At 73.3% G+C, this 19,585-nt stretch carries 15 protein-coding genes; 5 read left to right on the forward strand and 10 right to left on the reverse strand.

What is annotated here, in order from left to right; translation table 11 throughout:
- Nucleotides 1-97 precede the first annotated feature (97 nt).
- Entirely contained in the window at nucleotides 98-1,489 is a 1,392-nt protein-coding gene (locus ACFYE1_RS12355; protein ID WP_387743156.1) for an SLC13 family permease, read from the reverse strand.
- Nucleotides 1,490-1,501: 12 nt separating this feature from the next.
- Nucleotides 1,502-2,323, reverse strand: a complete 822-nt coding sequence (locus ACFYE1_RS12360) for a maleate cis-trans isomerase family protein (protein ID WP_387743158.1) — start codon at nucleotides 2,321-2,323, stop codon at nucleotides 1,502-1,504.
- Between the two features lie 215 nt (nucleotides 2,324-2,538).
- On the opposite strand from ACFYE1_RS12360, the gene ACFYE1_RS12365 reads away from it, so the two are divergent.
- Complete coding sequence (locus ACFYE1_RS12365; RefSeq protein WP_387743160.1) at nucleotides 2,539-3,318, forward strand: IclR family transcriptional regulator; 780 nt, start codon at nucleotides 2,539-2,541, stop codon at nucleotides 3,316-3,318.
- A 74-nt stretch (nucleotides 3,319-3,392) separates the two neighbouring features.
- On the opposite strand, the gene ACFYE1_RS12370 is transcribed toward ACFYE1_RS12365, so the two are convergent.
- The 4 genes from ACFYE1_RS12370 to ACFYE1_RS12385 form a co-directional block, all read right to left on the reverse strand.
- Entirely contained in the window at nucleotides 3,393-3,734 is a 342-nt protein-coding gene (locus ACFYE1_RS12370; RefSeq protein WP_387743162.1) for a hypothetical protein, read from the reverse strand.
- An 85-nt stretch (nucleotides 3,735-3,819) separates the two neighbouring features.
- Nucleotides 3,820-4,755: a helix-turn-helix transcriptional regulator gene (locus ACFYE1_RS12375; protein WP_387743164.1), complete on the reverse strand. Its 936-nt coding sequence runs from the start codon at nucleotides 4,753-4,755 to the stop codon at nucleotides 3,820-3,822.
- A 264-nt stretch (nucleotides 4,756-5,019) separates the two neighbouring features.
- Nucleotides 5,020-6,135 carry a glycosyltransferase gene (locus tag ACFYE1_RS12380; protein WP_387743166.1) on the reverse strand — a complete coding sequence of 372 codons (1,116 nt, stop codon included), beginning with the start codon at nucleotides 6,133-6,135 and terminating at the stop codon, nucleotides 5,020-5,022.
- The gene (locus ACFYE1_RS12385; RefSeq protein ID WP_387743168.1) at nucleotides 6,132-7,277 is read right to left on the reverse strand and encodes an alpha/beta fold hydrolase; all 1,146 of its coding nucleotides are present in this window, start codon (nucleotides 7,275-7,277) and stop codon (nucleotides 6,132-6,134) included. Before ACFYE1_RS12385 ends, ACFYE1_RS12380 begins: the two co-directional genes overlap by 4 nt.
- 221 nt (nucleotides 7,278-7,498) lie before the next feature.
- On the opposite strand from ACFYE1_RS12385, the gene leuS reads away from it, so the two are divergent.
- The 3 genes from leuS (at nucleotide 7,499) to ACFYE1_RS12400 (ending at nucleotide 13,768) form a co-directional block, all read left to right on the forward strand.
- Nucleotides 7,499-9,991, forward strand: a complete 2,493-nt coding sequence (gene leuS / locus ACFYE1_RS12390; RefSeq protein WP_387743170.1) for a leucine--tRNA ligase — start codon at nucleotides 7,499-7,501, stop codon at nucleotides 9,989-9,991.
- A 196-nt stretch (nucleotides 9,992-10,187) separates the two neighbouring features.
- Entirely contained in the window at nucleotides 10,188-11,198 is a 1,011-nt protein-coding gene (locus tag ACFYE1_RS12395) for a helix-hairpin-helix domain-containing protein (RefSeq protein WP_387743171.1), read from the forward strand.
- A complete protein-coding gene (locus ACFYE1_RS12400; RefSeq protein WP_387743173.1) occupies nucleotides 11,195-13,768 on the forward strand; it encodes a ComEC/Rec2 family competence protein in 2,574 nt (857 codons plus the stop codon). Before ACFYE1_RS12395 ends, ACFYE1_RS12400 begins: the two co-directional genes overlap by 4 nt.
- Before the next feature lie 54 nt (nucleotides 13,769-13,822).
- Here the strand turns inward: ACFYE1_RS12400 and ACFYE1_RS12405 are convergent, their stop codons facing one another.
- Entirely contained in the window at nucleotides 13,823-16,537 is a 2,715-nt protein-coding gene (locus tag ACFYE1_RS12405) for a cation-translocating P-type ATPase (protein ID WP_387743175.1), read from the reverse strand.
- Nucleotides 16,538-16,800: 263 nt separating this feature from the next.
- The gene (locus ACFYE1_RS12410) at nucleotides 16,801-17,025 is read right to left on the reverse strand and encodes a hypothetical protein (RefSeq protein ID WP_387743177.1); all 225 of its coding nucleotides are present in this window, start codon (nucleotides 17,023-17,025) and stop codon (nucleotides 16,801-16,803) included.
- A 220-nt stretch (nucleotides 17,026-17,245) separates the two neighbouring features.
- Between ACFYE1_RS12410 and holA the strand changes: the two genes are divergently transcribed.
- Complete coding sequence (gene holA, locus ACFYE1_RS12415) at nucleotides 17,246-18,247, forward strand: DNA polymerase III subunit delta (protein ID WP_387743178.1); 1,002 nt, start codon at nucleotides 17,246-17,248, stop codon at nucleotides 18,245-18,247.
- Nucleotides 18,248-18,409: 162 nt separating this feature from the next.
- Here the strand turns inward: holA and rpsT are convergent, their stop codons facing one another.
- Together rpsT and ACFYE1_RS12425 are read right to left on the reverse strand one after the other, a co-directional pair.
- Complete coding sequence (rpsT, locus tag ACFYE1_RS12420) at nucleotides 18,410-18,670, reverse strand: 30S ribosomal protein S20 (protein WP_387743180.1); 261 nt, start codon at nucleotides 18,668-18,670, stop codon at nucleotides 18,410-18,412.
- 200 nt (nucleotides 18,671-18,870) lie between these two features.
- Nucleotides 18,871-19,443, reverse strand: a complete 573-nt coding sequence (locus ACFYE1_RS12425) for a type II toxin-antitoxin system PemK/MazF family toxin (RefSeq protein ID WP_387743181.1) — start codon at nucleotides 19,441-19,443, stop codon at nucleotides 18,871-18,873.
- Nucleotides 19,444-19,585: the final 142 nt, after the last annotated feature.

Here is a 19,585-nt window from a genome sequence, read left to right on the forward strand (position 1 = left end):
ATGCCGAGGACCGACCGGTCAGCACCCCTTCATCCTGGTGGACGGACGGGCTATGAAGAAGGTAACGGGGGCGCCCTGCGCGTCGTGGGCCCGGTGGTTATCCGAGTCCGAGCTGGACGAAGATGAACCACACCAGCAGCGGTACCACGCCGATCATGGCGATGGCCCACAGCAGTAGAGCGCGGAAGAAGAGTCGTTCGTCCTTGGGCTGGGCGCTGGCCATGAGCAGTGCCCCGCTGGTGGACATGGGGCTGACGTCCACGACGGAGGAGCTGATGGCGATCGCGGTGACGACGCCGATCGGGGTCAGCAGCGGGTCGGCGGCGATCGGGGTGACGATGGGGCTGATCACGCTGAGCGTGCCGGTGGTGGAGGCGAAGGCGGAGACGATGCCGATCACGTAGCTGGTGACGAGCGCGGCCACGGAGCTGTTGCCCAGACTGGCGATGCCGGCCTGCAGCTCGTCCAGGGCGCCCATGGCCTCGAGCATCCCGACGTAGGTGACGATGCCGGTGACCAGGATGATCGCTGACCAGGGCATGCCTTCCACGGCCGGTTTCTGGACGGCTGGCTTGACGCAGATCAGCGCCACGGCGATCGCCAGGGAGGCGACACCGACGTCCAGGCCGAAAGCGGTGGTCAGCACCAGCAGGGCCGCCAGCCCGGCCAGGGTGAGCACACGCATGGGCGTCACGTCGACTTTCACGGGGTGCTCCCAGGCCAGTGTCCCGGTGGCCGTTCCCGATCGGGTGGGGGCCAGGAGGACGCCGGTCTGATCACCGGCGGCCGTGGTCTCCTCCTGGGCGGCGCTCATGGCCTTCTCGGCCACGCGTTCGGACTCGTGGTGCTCCTCCCCGTCGGGGGGCGTGGACGTGGTCTTGCGGCGGCGCATGATCGCCTGGACAGTGGCGTAGGCGATCACGGCCAGGATGGCGTTGAAGATGAAGCAGTAGAGGTACAGCTTGAGCGTGTCCTCGGGACCGGCCCCTGCGTCGTCGAGCATCACGTTGGCCAGTACGCCGAAGGGGTTGACCGGGGAGAACGCCCCGGCGTTGGCGCCCTGGACGATGACCAGGCCCATGGCCAGGGTGCTGATCCCGAATCGGGTGCCCAGTGCCAGGGCGACCGGGGCGACGATGGCGATCGCCGCCGGGGTGAAGGCGCCGGCCGAGGCCAGGATGGCGGTGAGCAGGAACATCAGTACCGGCACCAGCAGCCGCCGGCGCCCGGCGAGGCGTTCCGCCCAGTAGGCCATCAGGTCGATCGTTCCGGTGACCCGCACGATGCCGAACAGCAGGGTGGCCCCGACGAGGATGAAGAACAAACCGGACGGGAACTGGGCGATCACCTCGCTGACGGGCATTCCGACGACCAGCGCGCCGAAGCCGAAGGCGGCCACCGTGGCCACCAGCCCGGCGTTGATGCGGGTGAAGGAGCCGAGGGCGAAGGCCCCGATGAGGACGAGGAACGCGATCAGTGACAGGGACATGGTTCCTCCTGGTCAGCCACGCTGCGCGGCGGCAGTGGTGTGGGTCCCGGACAGCAGCCTGCCGGCGCCGGGGATCGCCGGCTCGTGGCCCAGGGCCTTGAGGACCTCGTAGGTCGTGGCCGTGGCGGCGGTGATGACCGGCAGCCCCAGCTGGTCCTCGACCTTCTGGACCGCCGGAAGGGAGGGCATCTGCACGCAGGCCGAGAGGATCACCGCGTCGGCGCCTTCGTGCTTGAGGCCCTGGGCGATCTCGGGCAGTTTTTCCGGGTCGAGGGCACCGACGGCGAGATTGTCGTCGACCTCGAGGCTGATGGCGTCGAGCACCTCGATGCCGGCTCCTTCGATGTACTCGCGCACCATCTGGGTCAGCGGCTTCATGTACGGGGCGACCATGGCGATCTTGCGGGCACCCATGTCCTGGAGGGTGCGCACCAGCGCCCCGGCGCTGCTGGCCACTGCTGCGGGGTGGCCGTTGTCCTCAGCGGCGGCGGCAATGACCTTCTCGGACTCCTCGTGGGCGTTGGGGCCCTGGGCCATCACAGCCACCAGGCAGGCGTAGGCGATCACGTCGACGTCGGCGTCGGAGACCGCCCGGGCGCAGTCCCCGGCCTTGTCCACCATGGCCAGCAGTTCCTCGCGGTTGACGTTCTTCAACGCGGCCCGGGCGGAGTGGAAGGTGTAGTGCTGGCCGGTGGACTCGGACTGGCGGCGGAACAGTTCGGGAAGCTCGGTCTCCATGGTGGTGTTCGAGCTCGGGACGATGAGACCGATCCGCGACGTCTTCGCGCCCTTCGGCTCGGGGGCGGTCTCGCTGGTGATGTCAGACAGGCTCACAGTTTCTCCAAGGAGTCGGAAGCGACAGGATGTGTTGTAACCCGCTTCGTGGGTCACGAACCCAGTATGTGGGTGACAAGACCGGAGTGTCAACTGCGTCACACTGCGTGACTCCGGCCACCCCGAGAGACTCCCACCTCGGCGGCGGGCGCATTGGCTACCATGAGGGCGCTCACCGAAACGGGTCAGTGGGCGGGAAGGTGTGGTGAGAAGCAGTGGAAACGAAGCAGGGCACGGCGGCGGCTCCGATTCTCGTGCTGCACAAAGTGGCCCAGGTCCTGGACTGCTTCTCCGTCGAGGAGCCGGAGCCGACCCTGCAGCAGCTGATCCGAAAAACGGGCCTGCCCTCCAGCACCTGCCAGCGATTGGTCCAGAACATGGTCCGGGAGGGTTTCCTGGACCGCGACGGCGACCACTACCGGATCGGCATCGGACTCGTCCGCTGGGCGACTCCGGGCACGGTGGGCCTCGACGTCGTCCGCCTGGTGCGCCCGATTCTGCAAGGGCTGCGCGACGACACCGGTGAGAGCGCGTGCTTCTACACCCGCGACGGGGCGTTCCGCACCGTCGTGGCGGTCGCCCAGACCCGCCACGTGGTCATGCGCCCGTTCATGGTCGGCCAGGTCATGCCCATACACGCCGGAGCCCCGGGCAAGATCTTCCTTGCCTACGACCCCGAAGCGTGGCAGGCCCTCGAGGACGCACCGCTGACCAAGTTCGCCCCCGCCACCCCGGACAGCCTCGAGGTCCTGCGGCAGCAGGCTGCTGCAGCCCGGGAGCAAGGCTTCTACGCCGCCTTCGGCGAACGCCACGAGGACGTCGGCTCCATCAGCGCCCCCGTCTTCGACCACGCCGGAGACCTGGCCGGCGTCCTGGGGCTAGGCTTCCCCACCCAACGGGTCGGACCCGCCGACGTACCCCACCTCGGGCCGATCGTGCGCCGGACAGCAGCTCGAGCCAGCGAAGCGCTCGGACACACCGCCTCCTCGAGGTGAACCCACTGCGTTCACCGTCCGGCTGAAAGGGGCGCCACACGATGCCCGTCATCCCAGCGGAAGCCAGCGCAGACTCACCACAACGCGTGTGCCACGGTGGATCGGATCGACCGTCTGGGCGCGCTGTCTCCCGGATGGAACTCAGTTGATTCTTTCGCGCGGACTGCACCTCGAACCTCCAGGGCAACCCGCCGCCCGATCTTGAGATCCGAGGTTCCGCCGAAGGAGCTGATCGCGGAGAGGGCCTCCACATCGGGGCGTTCCTTCTGGATGATGGCCAGCACTCGGAGCACCGGTTCTCGAGCGCGGTCCTCGGTTGCCTGACGAGCGGGACCGTGGCCGGCCGTGTACTCGTCCACGCCACGGATCCACTCAGTGAGCCACGTGGTCATGAAGTCGCGCTGAACAGAGTCCATGCATGCGACTCCATGGACACGGAGGGGCGTTCGGGGCAGCCGCGCCATCCGGTGATGTCTGAGTTGGCTGTCCCGGGGAGGCCGACTACGAGGTCAGTGTGCTGGTGGGGGAGCACCCGTAGTGGTGGCGGTACTCGGTGGTGAACCGGGGCAGGTCGGTGAAGCCCCAGCGGTGGGCGATCGCGGCGACGGTCACTCCCTGAGTGGGGTCCGCGGCCAGCAGGTCCTGGTGGGCGGCGTCCAGACGGGTCACCCGCAGATAGGCGCCCGGGGTGGTGCCCAGATGCTGGCGGAAGGCGATGACCAGCTGGCTCGGGGACAGTCGGGCTGCTGCGGCGATCTCGGCCAGACCCAGGGGCTGGGCGAGGTGCTCGTCGATGAACACCACCGCGCGGTGAACGGGCCCGGGCAGGACGGTGTCTCCCTCCCCGGGCGGATCGTAGTCGTGGAAGGTGCCGGGAAAGCTCCACAGCAGGGCCGTGGCCGCCCGGCGCAGCGCCTCGTCGCGGATCAAGGGGAAGCGCATCGCCTCGTCACTGCCCAGCACGTCCTGGCGCAGGTGGTTCACCGTGTCCGTCCAGTACCGGGCGGCGTCCTCGTTGCGCGGGGTGATCTCACGGAAACGCAGCCGGAAGTCCTCGCGCTGGAGCAGCTCGGCGGCGAAGTCCTGGGTCCAGGCGGCCTCCAGGGTCAGCATGGTCAGGTCGGCGCCCTCCATGGTGGACACGAAACGTCCTTCGGGCAGCAGGCGTGGCAGGGTCGTGACCTGGAATCGGTGGCGGCCCGACTCAACCACCAGACGGCCCCTGGTGACCTGCGCCAGGCCCAGGTTCTCCGGCGGATCGATGCCTATTCGCAGATACGAGGACGCACTGACTCGGGCCTGGAAAATGCTCAAGGGCCCAGCCATGGTCCAGTTCATCGTCAGCTCGAAGCCCCCGGCCTCGGGGGCCTGTACCTGGGCGCGGCGCACGAGTCCGCCCAACGCCTCGGCGGCCGCGCCGGCGTCAGAGGTGGTCACGGCACCGCGCTCGAAGGCCCCCATGCTCAGGAACCCTAGGCTGGGTCCGGTTCTGGAGGAAGACGCCGACGAGCAGGTGGTGCGAAACCGATACCGGCAGGGGCACCAGGACAGCGACCCGGCAGGAAAACGACGTCGGGACGCCGCGCCCTGCGGCCCGGTCCTTCTTCCGCCCGCTGCAGTGCTGCGTGAAGCCGGTCACCCGCAGGCCCGGCCGGAACGTCTCGGACCGGGTGGGCGGGCCTCCACATGGCCCGGCTGAGGTCAGCGGCGACGAGTGCGGCCCTCGTGCACCCCGCGGGCGACCGCCAGCAGCTCCCGCGCCGAGTCGTCCCACGAGTAGGACCGGGCGCGGGCCAGGCCGTCCAGCACCTGGGCGCGGGCCCGGACCGGGTCCTCCAGCGCGCGCACGGCGGCGGCGAACCCGGCGTCGTCGTCGGGCGCGGCGTAGGCGGCGGCGCCCCCGGCGACCTCCCGGAAGATCGGCAGGTCGCTGCACACCACGGGGGTGCCCGCCGCGAGCGCCTCCACGAGCGGCAGCCCGTAGCCCTCGGCCCGTGAGGCGTGCACCAGGGCGGCGGCTTCGGCGAGCAGGGCCGTGTACTCGGCCTCGTCCACCCCGTCGTGGAAGACGACCCGCGCTCCTTCCGGGACGAGGGCCTCCAGCTGGGCGCGGCGGGCGGGGGAGATCCGGGAGAGCAGGTGCAGCTCGTGGTCCGGGAGCCGCCCGGCCGCGCGCAGCAGGGTCTCCACGTTCTTGTACGGCAGGAAGGAGCCCATGTAGAGCAGCTTCCGGCCGCGCAGGGGCAGCCGCTCCAGCACCTCCGTGGCGGGGAGCACGGAGCCGGGCTGGGGGGCGTTGGGCACCACGTGGACGGGGCGGCGGGTGAGGTGGTGGGCGGCGATGAGCTCGCGGGTGGTGTGCGAGACGGTCACCACGGCGTCGGCGCGGTCCAGCAGGACCCGCTGGGGCCACCGGGCCCGGTGGTAGAGCCGCCATCCCGCGCGCACGGCGGCGGGCAGGTCCGCGGGCGGCTCGGGGTGGTCGTAGTAGATGAGGTCGTGCAGGGTGAGGATCAGCCCGTGCCGGCGGCCCGCGGATCCCATGGTCTGCATGGGGGAGAACACGACGTCGGGTGCGTACCGGTTGAGCACCAGGGCGGTGGCGGCCTCGGCGGCCGACACCGGGGAGGGGCCGGTGACGTGGGGGAGGTCCGGCAGCAGGGCGAGCTGGCGGGGGTCGCTGACGAGCACGGCCACGTCCAGGCCCGGGGTCCGGCCGGCGAGACCGGCCACGGCCTCGGCCAGGCTCGCCCCGTAGCGGCTGATCCCGTCGTGGCGGTCGAGGCGGGTGTAGCGGGCGTCCAGGAGCAGTCTCACCGGCGACGTCCTCGGCGGTGTTCCTGGAGCCCGCGGTGTCCTCGGCGCACGATGCGCTGCAGCCCGGTGAACGGGGCGGTGTCGGGCGCGGGGACGTCGGTGGGGGGCGCTTGCGTGTGCAGCACGGGCGGCTCGCCGTCCGGCCCGGGAGCCGGCCCCGGGGTGGGCTCGGGGGCGGGGGAGGAGAGGAAGTCGTGGACCAGCTCGGCGGTGCGCCGGGGGGCTTCGTAGTGGATGAGATGCCCCACGCCGTCGAGGACCTCGAGGCGGTGGCGGGGGATCCAGGAGGCCATGGTCCGCTGCGCGGCGAGCGAGCCCAGCTCGTCCTGCGCGCCCACGACCAGCAGGGTCGGCATGGTCAGCTGCATCGCCACCTCCGCGACGGTGTGCGAGATCGAGGCCTCGTAGGCCTCCAGCAGCACGTCCCGGTCCGCGAAGGCCGAGAAGTACGCGCGGTGCTGGTGGCGCACGTAGCCGCGGACCCGGGGGTCCTGCGACTTGGTCATGACCCCGCTCATCGCGTCCGTGACGAGCCAGCTGGAGAGCAGCCGGTGGCCCAGCCGCCGGGGCAGCGCCCGGCCCAGCCGGTAGTAGCCCACCGTCAGGCGGCTCAGCAGCGCCGACTCGCCCTCCAGGACGGGCTCGCTGATCGGATTCACGAGCACCAGCCGCTCGACCATGGCCGGGTGGGCGGCGGCGAAGTGCGCGGCGACCACGGAGCCGAAGGAGTGGCCCAGCACGGCCACCCCGTGCGCGGAGCCGTCGTGCACCGCGCCGTCCGTGAGGGCCTCGACGAGGTCGCGCAGGAAGTCCGCGTACCCGGCGATGTCGTGGTGCCGGTCGGGGAAGGGCTCGGAGCGGCCGAAGCCGGGCAGGTCGGGGACGACGACGTGGTAGCGCTCGCGCAGCCGGTCGGCGATCAGCTGCAGGCCGTGGTGGTCGCCGCGGAAGCCGTGGACCAGCACGAGCAGGGGCTTGGGGGCCGGGTCGACGTCGTAGAACCAGTAGCGGACCTTGTGCCCCTCCAGGACCAGGCTGCGCCGCTCGGCCCAGGGGTTGTGCACCGCGCTGCCGGGCACGTCGTCGTCGTGCCCCGTGCCGGAGGGCCCGCCGCCGTCCGGTGCGCCGGCCGCTGCCGCCATGGTTCCTCCCTGCGGGCCCGGCAAGCGCCCGGTGCGCCCCGGCCCGCTGTCGATGCTAGCGCCTGCGGGCCGGGACGCCGGGCGGCCCTGGGCTAGGATGGGACGGATTCCACCACCGTCGGCGCACCGCCGGGCATCCGTGATGCCCGGGTGCCGCCCACGCGACCGCGCGCCGCCCGTTCCGTGGCCGGCGGCGGTCCACCACCGCGAAGGCGAGGACCGTGACCGAACAGCAGCACACGACCGAGACCACCGGGTACGACTTCCGCGCCATCGAGGCGGCGTGGCCGTCGTTCTGGGCGGAGCAGCAGGTCTACGCGCCCGTCGACGACGGCTCGCGGGAGCGCCGCTACGTCCTGGACATGTTCCCCTACCCCTCGGGCGATCTGCACATGGGGCACGCGGAGGCCTTCGCGATGGGCGACGTGGTGGCCCGGTACTGGCGCCAGCGCGGCTACGACGTGCTGCACCCGATCGGCTGGGACTCCTTCGGGCTGCCGGCGGAGAACGCGGCGATCAAGCGCGACGCGCACCCCGCGGAGTGGACCTACGCGAACATCGAGACCCAGAAGGCGTCCTTCCAGCGCTACGCGATCAGCGCGGACTGGTCCCGGGAGATCCACACCTCCGATCCCGAGTACTACCGGTGGACGCAGTGGCTGTTCCTGCAGTTCCACCGCGAGGGCCTGGCGTACCGGAAGAACTCGCCGGTCAACTGGTGCCCCAAGGACCAGACGGTGCTCGCCAACGAGCAGGTCGTCAACGGGGCGTGCGAGCGCTGCGGCACCCCGGTGACGAAGAAGGCCCTGAACCAGTGGTACTTCAAGATCACCGACTACGCCGACCGGCTGCTCGAGGACATGGCGCAGCTGGAGGGGCACTGGCCCGAACGGGTGCTGGCCATGCAGCGCAACTGGATCGGGCGCTCCGAGGGCGCACACGTGCGCTTCGCCATCGAGGGCGCCGGCGAGGGCGGAACGGACCGCGAGGTCACCGTGTTCACGACCCGCCCCGACACCCTCTACGGCGCCACGTTCTTCGTGGTCGCCGCGGACGCGGAGCTGGCTGGGGAGATCGTCGCCCCGGAGCACGCCGAGGAGCTGGCGGCCTACCGCGAGCAGGTCAAGGCGCTCTCCGACATCGAGCGGCAGGCCACCGACCGGCAGAAGACCGGGGTGTTCCTGGGCCGCCACGCCGTCAACCCGCTCAACGGCGAGAAGCTGCCCGTGTGGGCCGCGGACTACGTGCTGGCCGACTACGGCACGGGCGCGATCATGGCCGTGCCCGCCCACGACCAGCGCGACCTCGACTTCGCCCGCACCTTCGGCCTGCCCGTGCGCGCGGTGCTGGACACCGGGGAGGAGGACCCCGCCGTCACCGGGACCGCCACCACGGGCGAGGGCACCCTGATCAACTCCGGCGAGCTCTCCGGGCTGGAGAAGACCGAGGCCGTCGACCGCGCCATCGGCCTCGTCGAGGCCGCCGGGACGGGCAACCGCCAGGTCAACTTCCGGCTGCGCGACTGGCTGCTGTCCCGGCAGCGCTTCTGGGGGGCGCCCATCCCGATCGTGCACTGCCCCGCGTGCGGCGAGGTGCCGGTGCCCGAGGAGCAGCTGCCGGTGCGGCTGCCCGACGACCTGCGCGGCGAGCAGCTCGCGCCCAAGGGCCGGTCCCCGCTCGCGGCGGCCGAGGACTGGGTCAACGTCGAGTGCCCCGCGTGCGGCGGTCCCGCCCAGCGCGACACCGACACCATGGACACGTTCGTGGACTCCTCCTGGTACTACCTGCGCTTCGCCTCCCCCAACGACGAGACCACCGCGTTCGACCTCGAGGAGACCCGCAAGTGGCTGCCCGTGGATCAGTACGTGGGCGGCGTGGAGCACGCGATCCTGCACCTGCTCTACTCGCGGTTCTTCACCAAGGTGCTCTTCGACCTGGGGCTCGTGGACTTCACCGAGCCGTTCAAGGCGCTGCTGAACCAGGGCCAGGTGCTCAACGGGGGCCGGGCGATGTCCAAGTCGCTGGGCAACGGCGTGGACCTCGGCGAGCAGCTCGACCGGTTCGGCGTGGACGCCGTGCGCCTGACCATGGTCTTCGCCTCCCCGCCCGAGGACGACGTGGACTGGGCGGACGTCTCCCCGCAGGGCTCCCAGAAGTTCCTGGCCAGGGCCTGGCGCCTGGCCCAGGACGTGGCCTGCGCCCCGGGGGCCGACCCGTCCGCCGGGGAGCTGTCCGTGCGCCGGGCGACCCACCGGGCCGTCGACGACTCCGCCCAGCTGCTCGACGCCGCGAAGTTCAACGTGGTGATCGCCAAGACCATGGAGCTGGTCAACGTGGTCCGCAAGGCCATCGACTCCGGTTGCGGGCCCGCCGACGCTGCCGTGCGCGAGGCCGTCGAGGCCGTCGCGGTCCTGCTGTCGCTGGTCGCCCCGTACACGGCCGAGGACATGTGGCACGCGCTGGGCCACGAGGACTCCGTCGTCGTCGCCGGCTGGCCCGAGGTCGACCCGGAGCTGCTGGTGGACGACACCGTCACCGCCGTGGTGCAGATCAAGGGCAAGGTCCGGGACCGGCTCGAGGTGCCCGCCGACATCGGCGAGGACGCCCTGCGCGAGCTCGCCCTGGGCTCGGAGACGATCCGCCGCCAGCTGGGCGACGCCCAGATCCGCAAGGTGATCGTGCGCGCGCCCAAGCTCGTCAACATCGTGGCCTGACCCGCCGCTCCCGCCGCAGGGAGCCCGACGACGACGCCCCGGCGCTCCGGACCCGAGCGCCGCCCGTGTCCCGGCCGGGACACGGGCCGGGGGCCGGGCCGGTGTCCGGGCTCCACACGCACCACCGGGTCCGCGCGCGTCCCCAGGGCGGCTCCGGCCGGAACACGACACCGCCCGGCCGAGGTGAGCTGGGTCCATGACCGCTACCGTGCCGCGCGCCCGACGGCGAGCACCCACCACCCCGCCCGCGCCCGCCACGGCGCCCGGCCCCAGCGGCACGCCGCCCGGTGCTCCGCCGCCCGCCGAACGGCTCGCGGCGCTACTGGCGGAGGCCGGCTCCGACCCCACGGACCCCGGGCAGGTGCCCGCGCTCGCGGACCGCCGTCCGGGCGCGGTCCCGGCCCACCGCCGGCAGGTCGCCGCCCGGACCCGGGTCCCGGCCTCGCTGCTGCTGCTCGCCCTGGCCGCACTCGCCGTCCTCGCCTGGACGGTCCTGGGGTCCGGGGAGGGCGGCGAGGTCTCGGAGACCGCCGGCCGGCCCGTGCTCGCCGAGGCGGGGCTGGGCGGCGACACCGAGCGGGACGCCGTGCCAGGAGGCGGGCACGACACCGGGCACGGTGGCGTGGCCGGTGCGGAAACCGGTCAGGACCCGGGTGCCGGGACCGGACCCGGGACGGTTCCGCCGGGGCCGCCCACCGCGCCGCCGCCCTCGGCGGGAGCGACCCTGTACGTGCACGTGACGGGGGAGGTGGCCCGACCCGGCGTCGTGTCCGTCGAGGCCGGGGCCCGGGTCGTCGACGCGGTCGAGGCCGCGGGAGGGCTCACGGACGCCGCCGTGACGGACACCGTGAACCTGGCCGCCCCCGTCACGGACGGGCAGCAGGTGCTCGTCCCCGACAGCGCAACCGCTCCCGTCCCGGGTCCCGGGGCCCCGGCCGCGCCCGGAGCTGCGGCGCCGCCCGGAGTACCGGGAGCGCCGACCGGCACCGGGGACCTGGACGGCGCGGTCCCGGGCGGGACGCTGAACCTCAACACGGCCACCGCGGCCGAGCTCGAGACCCTCCCGCAGATCGGGCCGGTGCTGGCCGGCCGGATCGTGGCGTTCCGGCAGCAGCACGGCGGATTCGCCGCCGTCGCCGACCTCGACGCCGTGCCGGGGATCGGCCCCGCCCTGATGGAGGCCATCGGACCGCTGGTGACCGTGTGAGGCACCCCGCCGACTGGTGGGCCGGCGCCCTGGAGCACCAGGAGCACCGCGACGCCCGTGCCCCGGGCCGCACGTGGGACCTGCGGCTCGTGCCCGCAGCCCTGGGCGCGTGGCTCACCGGCCTGCTCACCGTGCACCTGCCCCCGGAACGGGTCGCGGCCGCCGCGGCGCTCTACCTGGCCGCGCTGGTCCTCGGCGCCGCCCTGGTCCTGGTCGCGGCCCGTGCCCTCCGGCGGGAGAAGCTCCGGCCCGGGCCGCCTCGCGCCCCCGGGCTGTGGCGGGCCCTGCCGTGGTCGGCCGTGGCCCTGAGCGCCCTCGCCGTCACGGCCGTGCTCCTGAGCAGCACGGCCGCCCTGCGCGACACCTCCCGCGGCCCGCTCGGGGCGGCCCTCGCCGAGGACGGGACGATGGCCGTCACGGCCGAGGTGGTGGAGCGGCCCCGGCCGTGGGCGGCGCCCGCGACCGCCCACGCGGACGAGGACCGCACCGGCGTGGTCCTCGAGCTGCGCCTCGAACACGTCACCCACGAGGGCCGTGGCGGACCCGTCGACGTCACGGCCACGGTCTTCGCGGACGGGCCCGCGTGGGCCGGGCTGGTCCCGGGCCGGCGGATCGCCGCGGTGCTCACCACCGGCCCGCCGTCCCCCGGACCCCCGGTGCTGCGCGCCGCCGCCCCGCCCGCGGACCTCCCGGCGCGGGAGCCCGGCCGGCGCGAGCAGATCCGGGAGCGCTTCGTGCTCGTCACGGCCGGACTGGGCCCCGACGCCGCCGGGCTGCTGCCCGGGATGACCTTCGGCGAGCGCGCCGGCATCGGACCCGAGCTCGAGCAGGCCATGCGGGACACCGGGCTGACCCACCTGACGGCCGTCTCCGGCGCCAACTGCGCCCTCGTCACGGCCCTGGCCGGGCACGCGGCCCTGAGCCTCGGCGCCGGACGGCGCACCTGCCTCGCCGCCGGCCTCGGCGCCCTGACGGCGTTCGTGCTCCTCGTCGGCCCCGACCCGTCCGTGCTGCGCGCCGCGGTGATGGGAGCACTCGCCGCCCTCAGCCTCCTCACGGGACGCACCGCCGTGTCGCTGGCCACCCTCTCGGGCGCCGTGATGGCCCTCGTCGTCGTCCGGCCGGCGCTCGCCGCCGAGTACGGCTTCGTGCTCTCGGTGCTGGCCACCGCGGGGATCGTGGTCAGCGGGCGGCCCCTGACCCGGTGGCTGGGCACCCGGGTCCCGGACGTGCTCGGCATGGTGGTCGCGATCCCGGCGGCCGCCCAGCTGTGGTGCGCCCCGGTGCTCGTGCTCCTCCAGCCCGCCGTGCCCCTGTATTCGCTGCCGGCCAACGTCCTCGCCGCCCCGCTGGTGCCGGCGGTGACCGTGTGCGGCCTGGCGGGCCTGCTGCTGCTGAACCTGCCCGACGGCACGGGAGCCACGGCGGCCCTGCTGCCCTTGGGCGTGGGCGCACTCGGGACGCGGCTGGTCGCCGGCACCGCCCGGGCGCTGGCCGGGGCCCCGGGGGCACTGGCCCCGTGGCCCCAGGGCCTGCCGGGCGTGCTGCTGATGACCCTGGCGAGCGCGGCGGCCCTGCTCACGGTGCACGCCCTCGACGCGCGACGCCGGCGCCCCGCACCCACCGCAGGAACCCTGCACCACGGCCCCGCGCCGGCCCCTGCCCCGGAGGAGCACTGGCGGGTGCAGGCACGCCGGCGCCGGAGCCGGCGCACGGCCGTCGCCGCGGCCGTGCTGGTCGTCGTCGCGCTGCTCGCCGTCCGCGCCGTCGTGGATGCTCGCCGCCCGCCGCCGGCGTGGCAGGCCGTCCTGTGCGACGTGGGCCAGGGGGACGCCGTCCTCCTGCGCACCGCCCCGGGGCGGGCCGTCCTCGTGGACACCGGCCCCGACCCGGAAGCCCTGGCACGGTGCCTGCGTCGCAGCGGGGTCGAGCACCTGGACCTCGTGGTCCTCAGCCACGCCCACGCCGACCACACCGGCGGCGTGCCCGCCCTGGCCCGGCACGGGCCGATCGGCGAGGTCTGGTACGCCACGGCGGCCGCGGCACCGCCGGACGAGCTGACCGAGGCCCTGCCCGGGACCCCGGCCCGGCGCCCCGCCCCGGGGGAGACCCGGACCCTGGGCGGACTGCGGCTGACCGTCCTCGCTCCGCAGCCGACCGCACCGGGGCGCTGGAGCAACCCGTCCTCCTCCGACGAGAACAACGCCTCCCTCGTGCTGCGCGCCGAGCTCACCGGCGAGGACGGCGTGACCACTTCCTGGCTGCTCACCGGGGACCTCGAGGAGGAGGGCGCCCGTGCCCTCCTGCGCAGCGCCGGCCCGCTCGTCGACGTCGACGTCCTCAAGGTCTCCCACCACGGTGCCCGCAACGGTGGCACCGCCATCATCGACGCCGCCGGTCCCCGGCTGGCCGTCGTCTCCACGGGCCGGGACAACGACTACGGTCACCCGCACCCGTCGATCCTCGCCCATCTCGAGCGCAGCGGCGTGCCGTTGCTGCGCACCGACGAGCACGGCGGTGTGGCGCTCGTCCAGCGGGAGCATCGCCTGCTCGCCGTGCCCCTGCGATAGGGGGCGCCGCTGCACCGGTCGAGCCGGCGCACCACCCTGTCGGCACGCCGGCGATCAGTGTCGTGTCCGCCCGATGAGCTTGCGCAGCTCCTCGGCCCACAGGACCGTCGAGCCGACGGTCACGGCCACGAGCCACTGGGCGCCGGTCAGGTCGGTGGTGTCGAAGATGCCCTGCAGCAACGGGGCGTGCACCACGGCGGCCTGCAGCACCACGACCGCGACCAGGGCCACCCAGACGGCCCGGTTGGTGAACGTGCGCCGGCTGAACACGGTGCGGGTCTCCGAGCGGACGTTGAGCAGGTTGAAGACCTGGAAGAAGACGAAGGTGGTGAACGCCAGGGCCGTGGCGCCGGCTGCGGAGATGCCGGGGAACCACGCGTCGTCCAGCAGCAGCACCGACAGGGTGCCCGCGGTCATCACGGTGGCGGCCAGGAGGATGCGCACCACCCGCCCCCTGGTCAGGAGGGCCTCCCCGGGCGGGCGCGGAGGCCGGCGCATCACCTCCGGATCGGTCGGATCCACGCCCAGGGCCAGGGCGGGGGGACCGTCCATGATGATGTTCACCCACAGGATCTGCAGGGCCGTGAACGGTGCCCCGCCGGCGATCCCGGTCACCCCGCAGATCAGGAAGATCATGACGAATCCCCAGGTCGTGGAGAGCTGGAAGCGCACGAACTTGAGGATGTTGGCGTAGATCCCACGTCCCTCCTCGACAGCGGCCACGATGGTGGCGAAGTTGTCGTCGGTGAGGATCATCCGGGCCGCGCCCTTGGCCACGTCGGTGCCGGTGATGCCCATGGCGATGCCGATGTCGGCCTGCTTCAGGGCCGGGGCGTCGTTGACCCCGTCGCCGGTCATCGCCACCACCTCCCCGCCGGACTGCAGGGCCTTGACGAAGCGGATCTTGTGCTCGGGGGCGACCCGGGCCAGCACCCCGTACCCGGAGGCGCGGTCGGCCAGTTCGGTGTCGTCCATCATGTCGAGGTCCGTTCCCGACACGGCCTGTGCGGGGATCCCGAGGGAATCGGCGATGGCCGCGGCGGTGCGCAGGTGGTCCCCGGTGATCATGTGCACGGCGATGCCCGCGCCGTGGGCCGCGGCGATGGCATCGGCTGCCTCCGGCCGCGGTGGATCCATGATGCCCACGAGGCAGTACAGGGTCAGGCTCCCCACGAGGTCACGCAGCTGCTCCCCGTCGTCGGGCAGCGCACGCGCGCCCGGTCCACTGCCGTCCAGGCGGCCCCCGGCGATCAGCAGGGTGCGCAGCCCCTGCCCGGCCAGCTCGTCGACGCCGGCAAGGATGCTGGTGGAGTCCTCGGCCGTCAGCGGCCGGGGACCCTCGGGGGTGAGGATGGAGCCGGCCCGGTCCAGCAGCACGCCCGGGGCGCCCTTGACGAACATCCGGTAGCCGGTCGTCGCGGTCGTCCCGGGGGTGGGAGTCTGTTCGTGGAAGGTGGCGTGGAACTTGTAGTCGGAGTCGAAGGGCACCTCCGCCACGCGCGGATGCCGCCGGCGTGCCGCCTCGACGTCCACGCCTCCCTTGGCGGCCAGCACGACCAGCGCGCCCTCCGTGGGATCGCCCATCGTCTGCCCGTCGCGCACAGTGGCGTTGCTGCACAGCGCCATCGCGAGGTAGACGTCGGGAGACGACCGGGCCGGGGCGTCGTCGGGACCGATGATGCACCCCTCCGTGGAATATCCCTCACCGGTGACGCGGTACGCAGTGCCCTCCACGAGCAGCGTCCGCACCGTCATCTCGTTGAGGGTGAGCGTGCCGGTCTTGTCCGTGGCGATGTGCGTGGTGGACCCCAGGGTCTCCACGGCCGCCAGCTGCTTGATGATCACCCCGCGCCGGGCCAGACGGTGGGCGCCCATCGCCAGGGTGAAGGCGACGACCGCGGGCAGGCCCTCGGGCATGGTGGCCACTGCCAGGGACACGGCCGTCAGCATCAGCTCGGTCCAGGGCTGCCCACGCAGCAGGCCCAGGACCACGACGATGCCCACGACCACGAAGGCGATGACCGTCAGCAGGCGGGCCAGGCGGTCGATCCGGCGCTGCAGCGGCGTCCGGGCCTCACCGGCGGCCTCGAGCATCCCGGCGATCGACCCCATCTGCGTGGCCGCACCGGTGTCGGTGACCACTGCGACGCCGCGCCCGCGGGTGACCTCGGTGCCCATGAACACCAGGTTGGACCGGTCTCCGAGAGGCACGTCCGGGTCGGGCACCGGGGCGGCGTTCTTGTCCACCGGCTGGGATTCCCCGGTCAGAGCCGCCTCGGCGACCTGCAGCTGTGCCGCCTGGAGCACCCGGGCGTCGGCCGGGACGAGGTCCCCGGCTTCCAGCAGCACGATGTCACCGGGCACCAGGTCGGCCTGGTCCACCTGCGCGTCGTGCCCGTCCCGGCGCACCCGCGCCGTGATGACGGACATCGTGCGCAGCGCGGCCAGGGAGGACTCGGCCCGCGCCTGCTGGACGTAGTTGAGCACCGTGTTGAAACCGACCACGAGCAGGATCACCACCGGCGTCTTCCACTCCCGGGACACGAGAGCGGAGACGACCGCCGCGACCAGCAGCACGATCGTCATCCGGTCCGAGAGCAGGCCCAGGACCTTGCGCCAGACCGGCACCCTGGCGGCCTCGGCCAGCACGTTGGGGCCGTGGCGCCGGGCTCGCTCCGCGACCTGCCCGCTCGACAGCCCCTGCGCCGGATCCACGCCGAGAACTCCGGTGACGTCCGCGGCGGGACGGGTGTGCCAGGGAATACTCACGGCGGCCTCGCTAGCTCGACAGTGCCCCCAGACTAGCGTCGTTGATCGCAGCCGGACGGTGCCGGACAGCCCTGTGCCGGCACCGGTTGCCCGCCCCGTCCGGACCGGAAAGCGGTCGGCACCGGCGGAGCTGCGGCTCCGTGGCGCCGCACGTGACGGTCCGCGCGTTCCGTGCGCCCCGCCGCTGTGGGCACCTCACCGACGGAACCGCCGGACGGCACGTCACCGGTGGCTGAGCCGCGAGGACCTGCCGAGGTGGTGCGTCAGTGGAGGCCGCTGCGGCGCCGGGCCACGACGGCGGAGCCGACCACGGCCAGCACGCCCGCCCCGGCCACGGCATAGCCGGGAGCGCTGGACGCGGCGGCGGGCGCGGTCTCGGTGACGGACCCGGCGGCGGGCCCGGTCTGGCCGGCCGCCGCGGGGAAGACGGCCATGCCCAGGACGCCCAGGGCAAGGGCAGGGACGGCGAGGCGGGGAAGCACGGTCATGGGGGCGTCCTTCGGGGGGTGACGGGTCTCACATGCCGTTCCCGACGGTACAGGAGGCCGGCGGTCCGTTCCACTGTCCCCCGGGCCGGCGAGTCCCGGCGCCGTCCCGCCACGTGCGCCGCCCGGAGTACCGGGCCGGCTGGTGTCCCCACGCCGTGAGAAGCTGGACCCCACCGGAGCACGCGGCCCGACCCGGCCGCCACAACAGGAGGACGCGGCCATGAATCCACCGAGGCGCCCCGCACCCACCGCAGGACCCAGCTGGCGCGACGTCGAGCCCACTCCGCTCATCCTGCTCACCGGCCCCGAGGACTACCTCGCCGCCCGCGCCCGCGACGTCGTCCGCACGGCCCTCAAGGACCAGCGCGGCCCCGTCGAGCTCTCCACCGTCGACGCCGCCGCCTACGCCCCCGGGCAGCTCGCGGCGCTCGCCAGCCCCTCCCTGTTCGACGACGCCAAACTCATCCACGTCACCAATCTCGCCGCCATGAACGACGACTGCCTCGCCGACGGCCTGGCCTATGTCCAGGCGCCCGATCCGGACGTTGTCGTGCTCTGGGAGCACAGCGGCGGCAACCGCGGCAAGAAGCTCCTCGACGCCCTCAAGGCCGCCGGCGCCGCGGTCGTCGAGTGCAAGCCCCTCAAGAACGACCGCGACAAGACCGACTTCATCGTCACGGAGTTCCGCACCCACCGGCGCCGCATCGACCCCGACGCCGCCCGCGCCCTCGCGGCGGCCGTGGGCAGCAGCACGGCGGAGCTGGCCGCCGCGTGCGCCCAGCTGCTCTCCGACGGGCCCGAGAACATCAGTTTCGACGACGTCGAGAAGTACTACGGCGGGCGGGTGGAGGCCACCGCGTTCAAGGTCGCGGACGCCGCGCTGGCCGGACGCGCCGAGAGCGCCCTCAAGCTGTGGCGCCAGGCCCTTGACACCGGGGTGGACCCCGTCCCGATGGTCGGGGCGCTGGCCGCCAAGCTGCGCACGATCGCCCAGGTGCACGGGACCCGCGGCGGCGCCGGCCAGCTCGCCCAGCGCATCGGGGCGGCCCCGTGGCAGGTGGAGCGGGCGCAGGACGAGTCCCGGCGCTTCTCCGAGGAGGACCTCGTGCGGGCGCTGCGGGCGCTGGCCGAGGCCGACGCCCAGGTCAAGGGGGAGGGCCGGGACCCCGCCTACGCGGTGGAACGGGCCATCACGACCATCGCCCTGTCCGGCCGCGGTTGAGCGCTGTCCGGCCGCAGCCGAGAACTGTCCGGCCGTCGCCGAGCGCTGACCGGCCGCGACCGGACCGGTTCGCCCGGGGACGACGGAGGCCCCGTCCCTGTCCGGGACGGGGCCTCCGTGCGGCCCGCCGGTGGGGCGGGCGCGGTTCGCGGGGAACCGGGATCAGATCTTGGCGACCAGCTTGGCCAGGCCGGACTTCTTGTTGGCCGCGTTGTTCTTGTGCAGGACGCCCTTGCTGACGGCCTTGTCGAGCTTGCGGGAGACGACGCGCAGAGCGTCCTGGGCGGTCTCCTTGTCGGAGGCGCTGACGGCCTCGTCGACGCGGCGGACCAGCGTCTTCAGCTCGGACTTGTACGCGTTGTTGCGCAGGCGCGACTTCTCGTTGGTGAGGTTGCGCTTCTTCTGGGACTTGATGTTGGCCACGTGTCACTCCTTGGCGATGGGTGCGGAATTCGGTCAGTGAGGGCAAACAGGACAGCCATGTGACTGAGTGGGAGTGGGGACGCCCGTGTGGCGACCGCCCTGCAGTGCCCGACGACCAGCGCGGACACACAGCAGAAAAGTCTAGCAGACCGCGCCCCGCCACCGGACGGCACCGACACGGCGCGATCGGGGCCGCGTGCTCAGCCGCGCAGGCGCTGGAGCCGTCCCGCCACCCGGTCGAAGAGGTGCTCGGGCAGGATGGCGCCCTCCCGCCGGACGTCCGCGGGAAGCACCCGGACCACGCGGTCGAGCTTGACCTCGGACGGCCGGCCCCGGGAGTCCCACGGCCCCGTCCCGATGTCCACGTAGTCGGGATCCTGCTCCAGGCCGTTGCTGCGGTCCCTCGAGGTGAGCATCAGGCACAATAGGTGGTCCCCGGCCCGGTCCACGACGAGCACGGGCCGGTCCTTCCCGCGACGGTGGTCCTCCTCGAAGGGCACCCACGTCCACACGATCTCGCCGGGATCGGCCTCGCCGTCGGACAGCGGGCGGTAGGCGGGCCGGACCGGTCCCTTCCAGTCCCCGGGGTAGGGCCGCGAGAGCCCCTCGGCCCGGCCGTCGCCGGCCCTGGGCGGCACGGTGGGCCGGGGCCGCCCGGAGGAGGAGGCGCGTCCACCCGGCCGGACGCGCTCCGGGCGGTGCGGCCCGGAGCGCTGACCGGCGACCACGGCACGGGCTGCGAGCCGGGCCAGAGTGCCGAGGTTCAGCTTCATGCGCCCACTCTAGCCAGGGGCCGTGCGGCGTCGTCGGGCCCGTGCGGGCCGAAATGGCTCTCCATGACCGAACGTGGGAAACTGGGCAGTTGAATCCCCGGCGCGGTCCACCCGCCGGTAGCCCCAGGACCTGCCGGAAGCG

The sequence above is a fragment of the Kocuria nitroreducens genome, from assembly GCF_042879195.1.
GTDB classification, from domain to species: domain Bacteria; phylum Actinomycetota; class Actinomycetes; order Actinomycetales; family Micrococcaceae; genus Kocuria; species Kocuria nitroreducens.

Coding starts and splice junctions, on each gene's coding strand:
- ACFYE1_RS12385 (WP_387743168.1), bottom strand. CDS start 7,277: ATGGCGGCAGCGGCCGGCGCACCGGACGGCGGCGGGCCCTCCGGCACG.
- ACFYE1_RS12370 (WP_387743162.1), bottom strand. CDS start 3,734: ATGGACTCTGTTCAGCGCGACTTCATGACCACGTGGCTCACTGAGTGG.
- ACFYE1_RS12410 (WP_387743177.1), bottom strand. CDS start 17,025: ATGACCGTGCTTCCCCGCCTCGCCGTCCCTGCCCTTGCCCTGGGCGTC.
- ACFYE1_RS12355 (WP_387743156.1), bottom strand. CDS start 1,489: ATGTCCCTGTCACTGATCGCGTTCCTCGTCCTCATCGGGGCCTTCGCC.
- holA (WP_387743178.1), top strand. CDS start 17,246: ATGAATCCACCGAGGCGCCCCGCACCCACCGCAGGACCCAGCTGGCGC.
- ACFYE1_RS12395 (WP_387743171.1), top strand. CDS start 10,188: ATGACCGCTACCGTGCCGCGCGCCCGACGGCGAGCACCCACCACCCCG.
- ACFYE1_RS12425 (WP_387743181.1), bottom strand. CDS start 19,443: ATGAAGCTGAACCTCGGCACTCTGGCCCGGCTCGCAGCCCGTGCCGTG.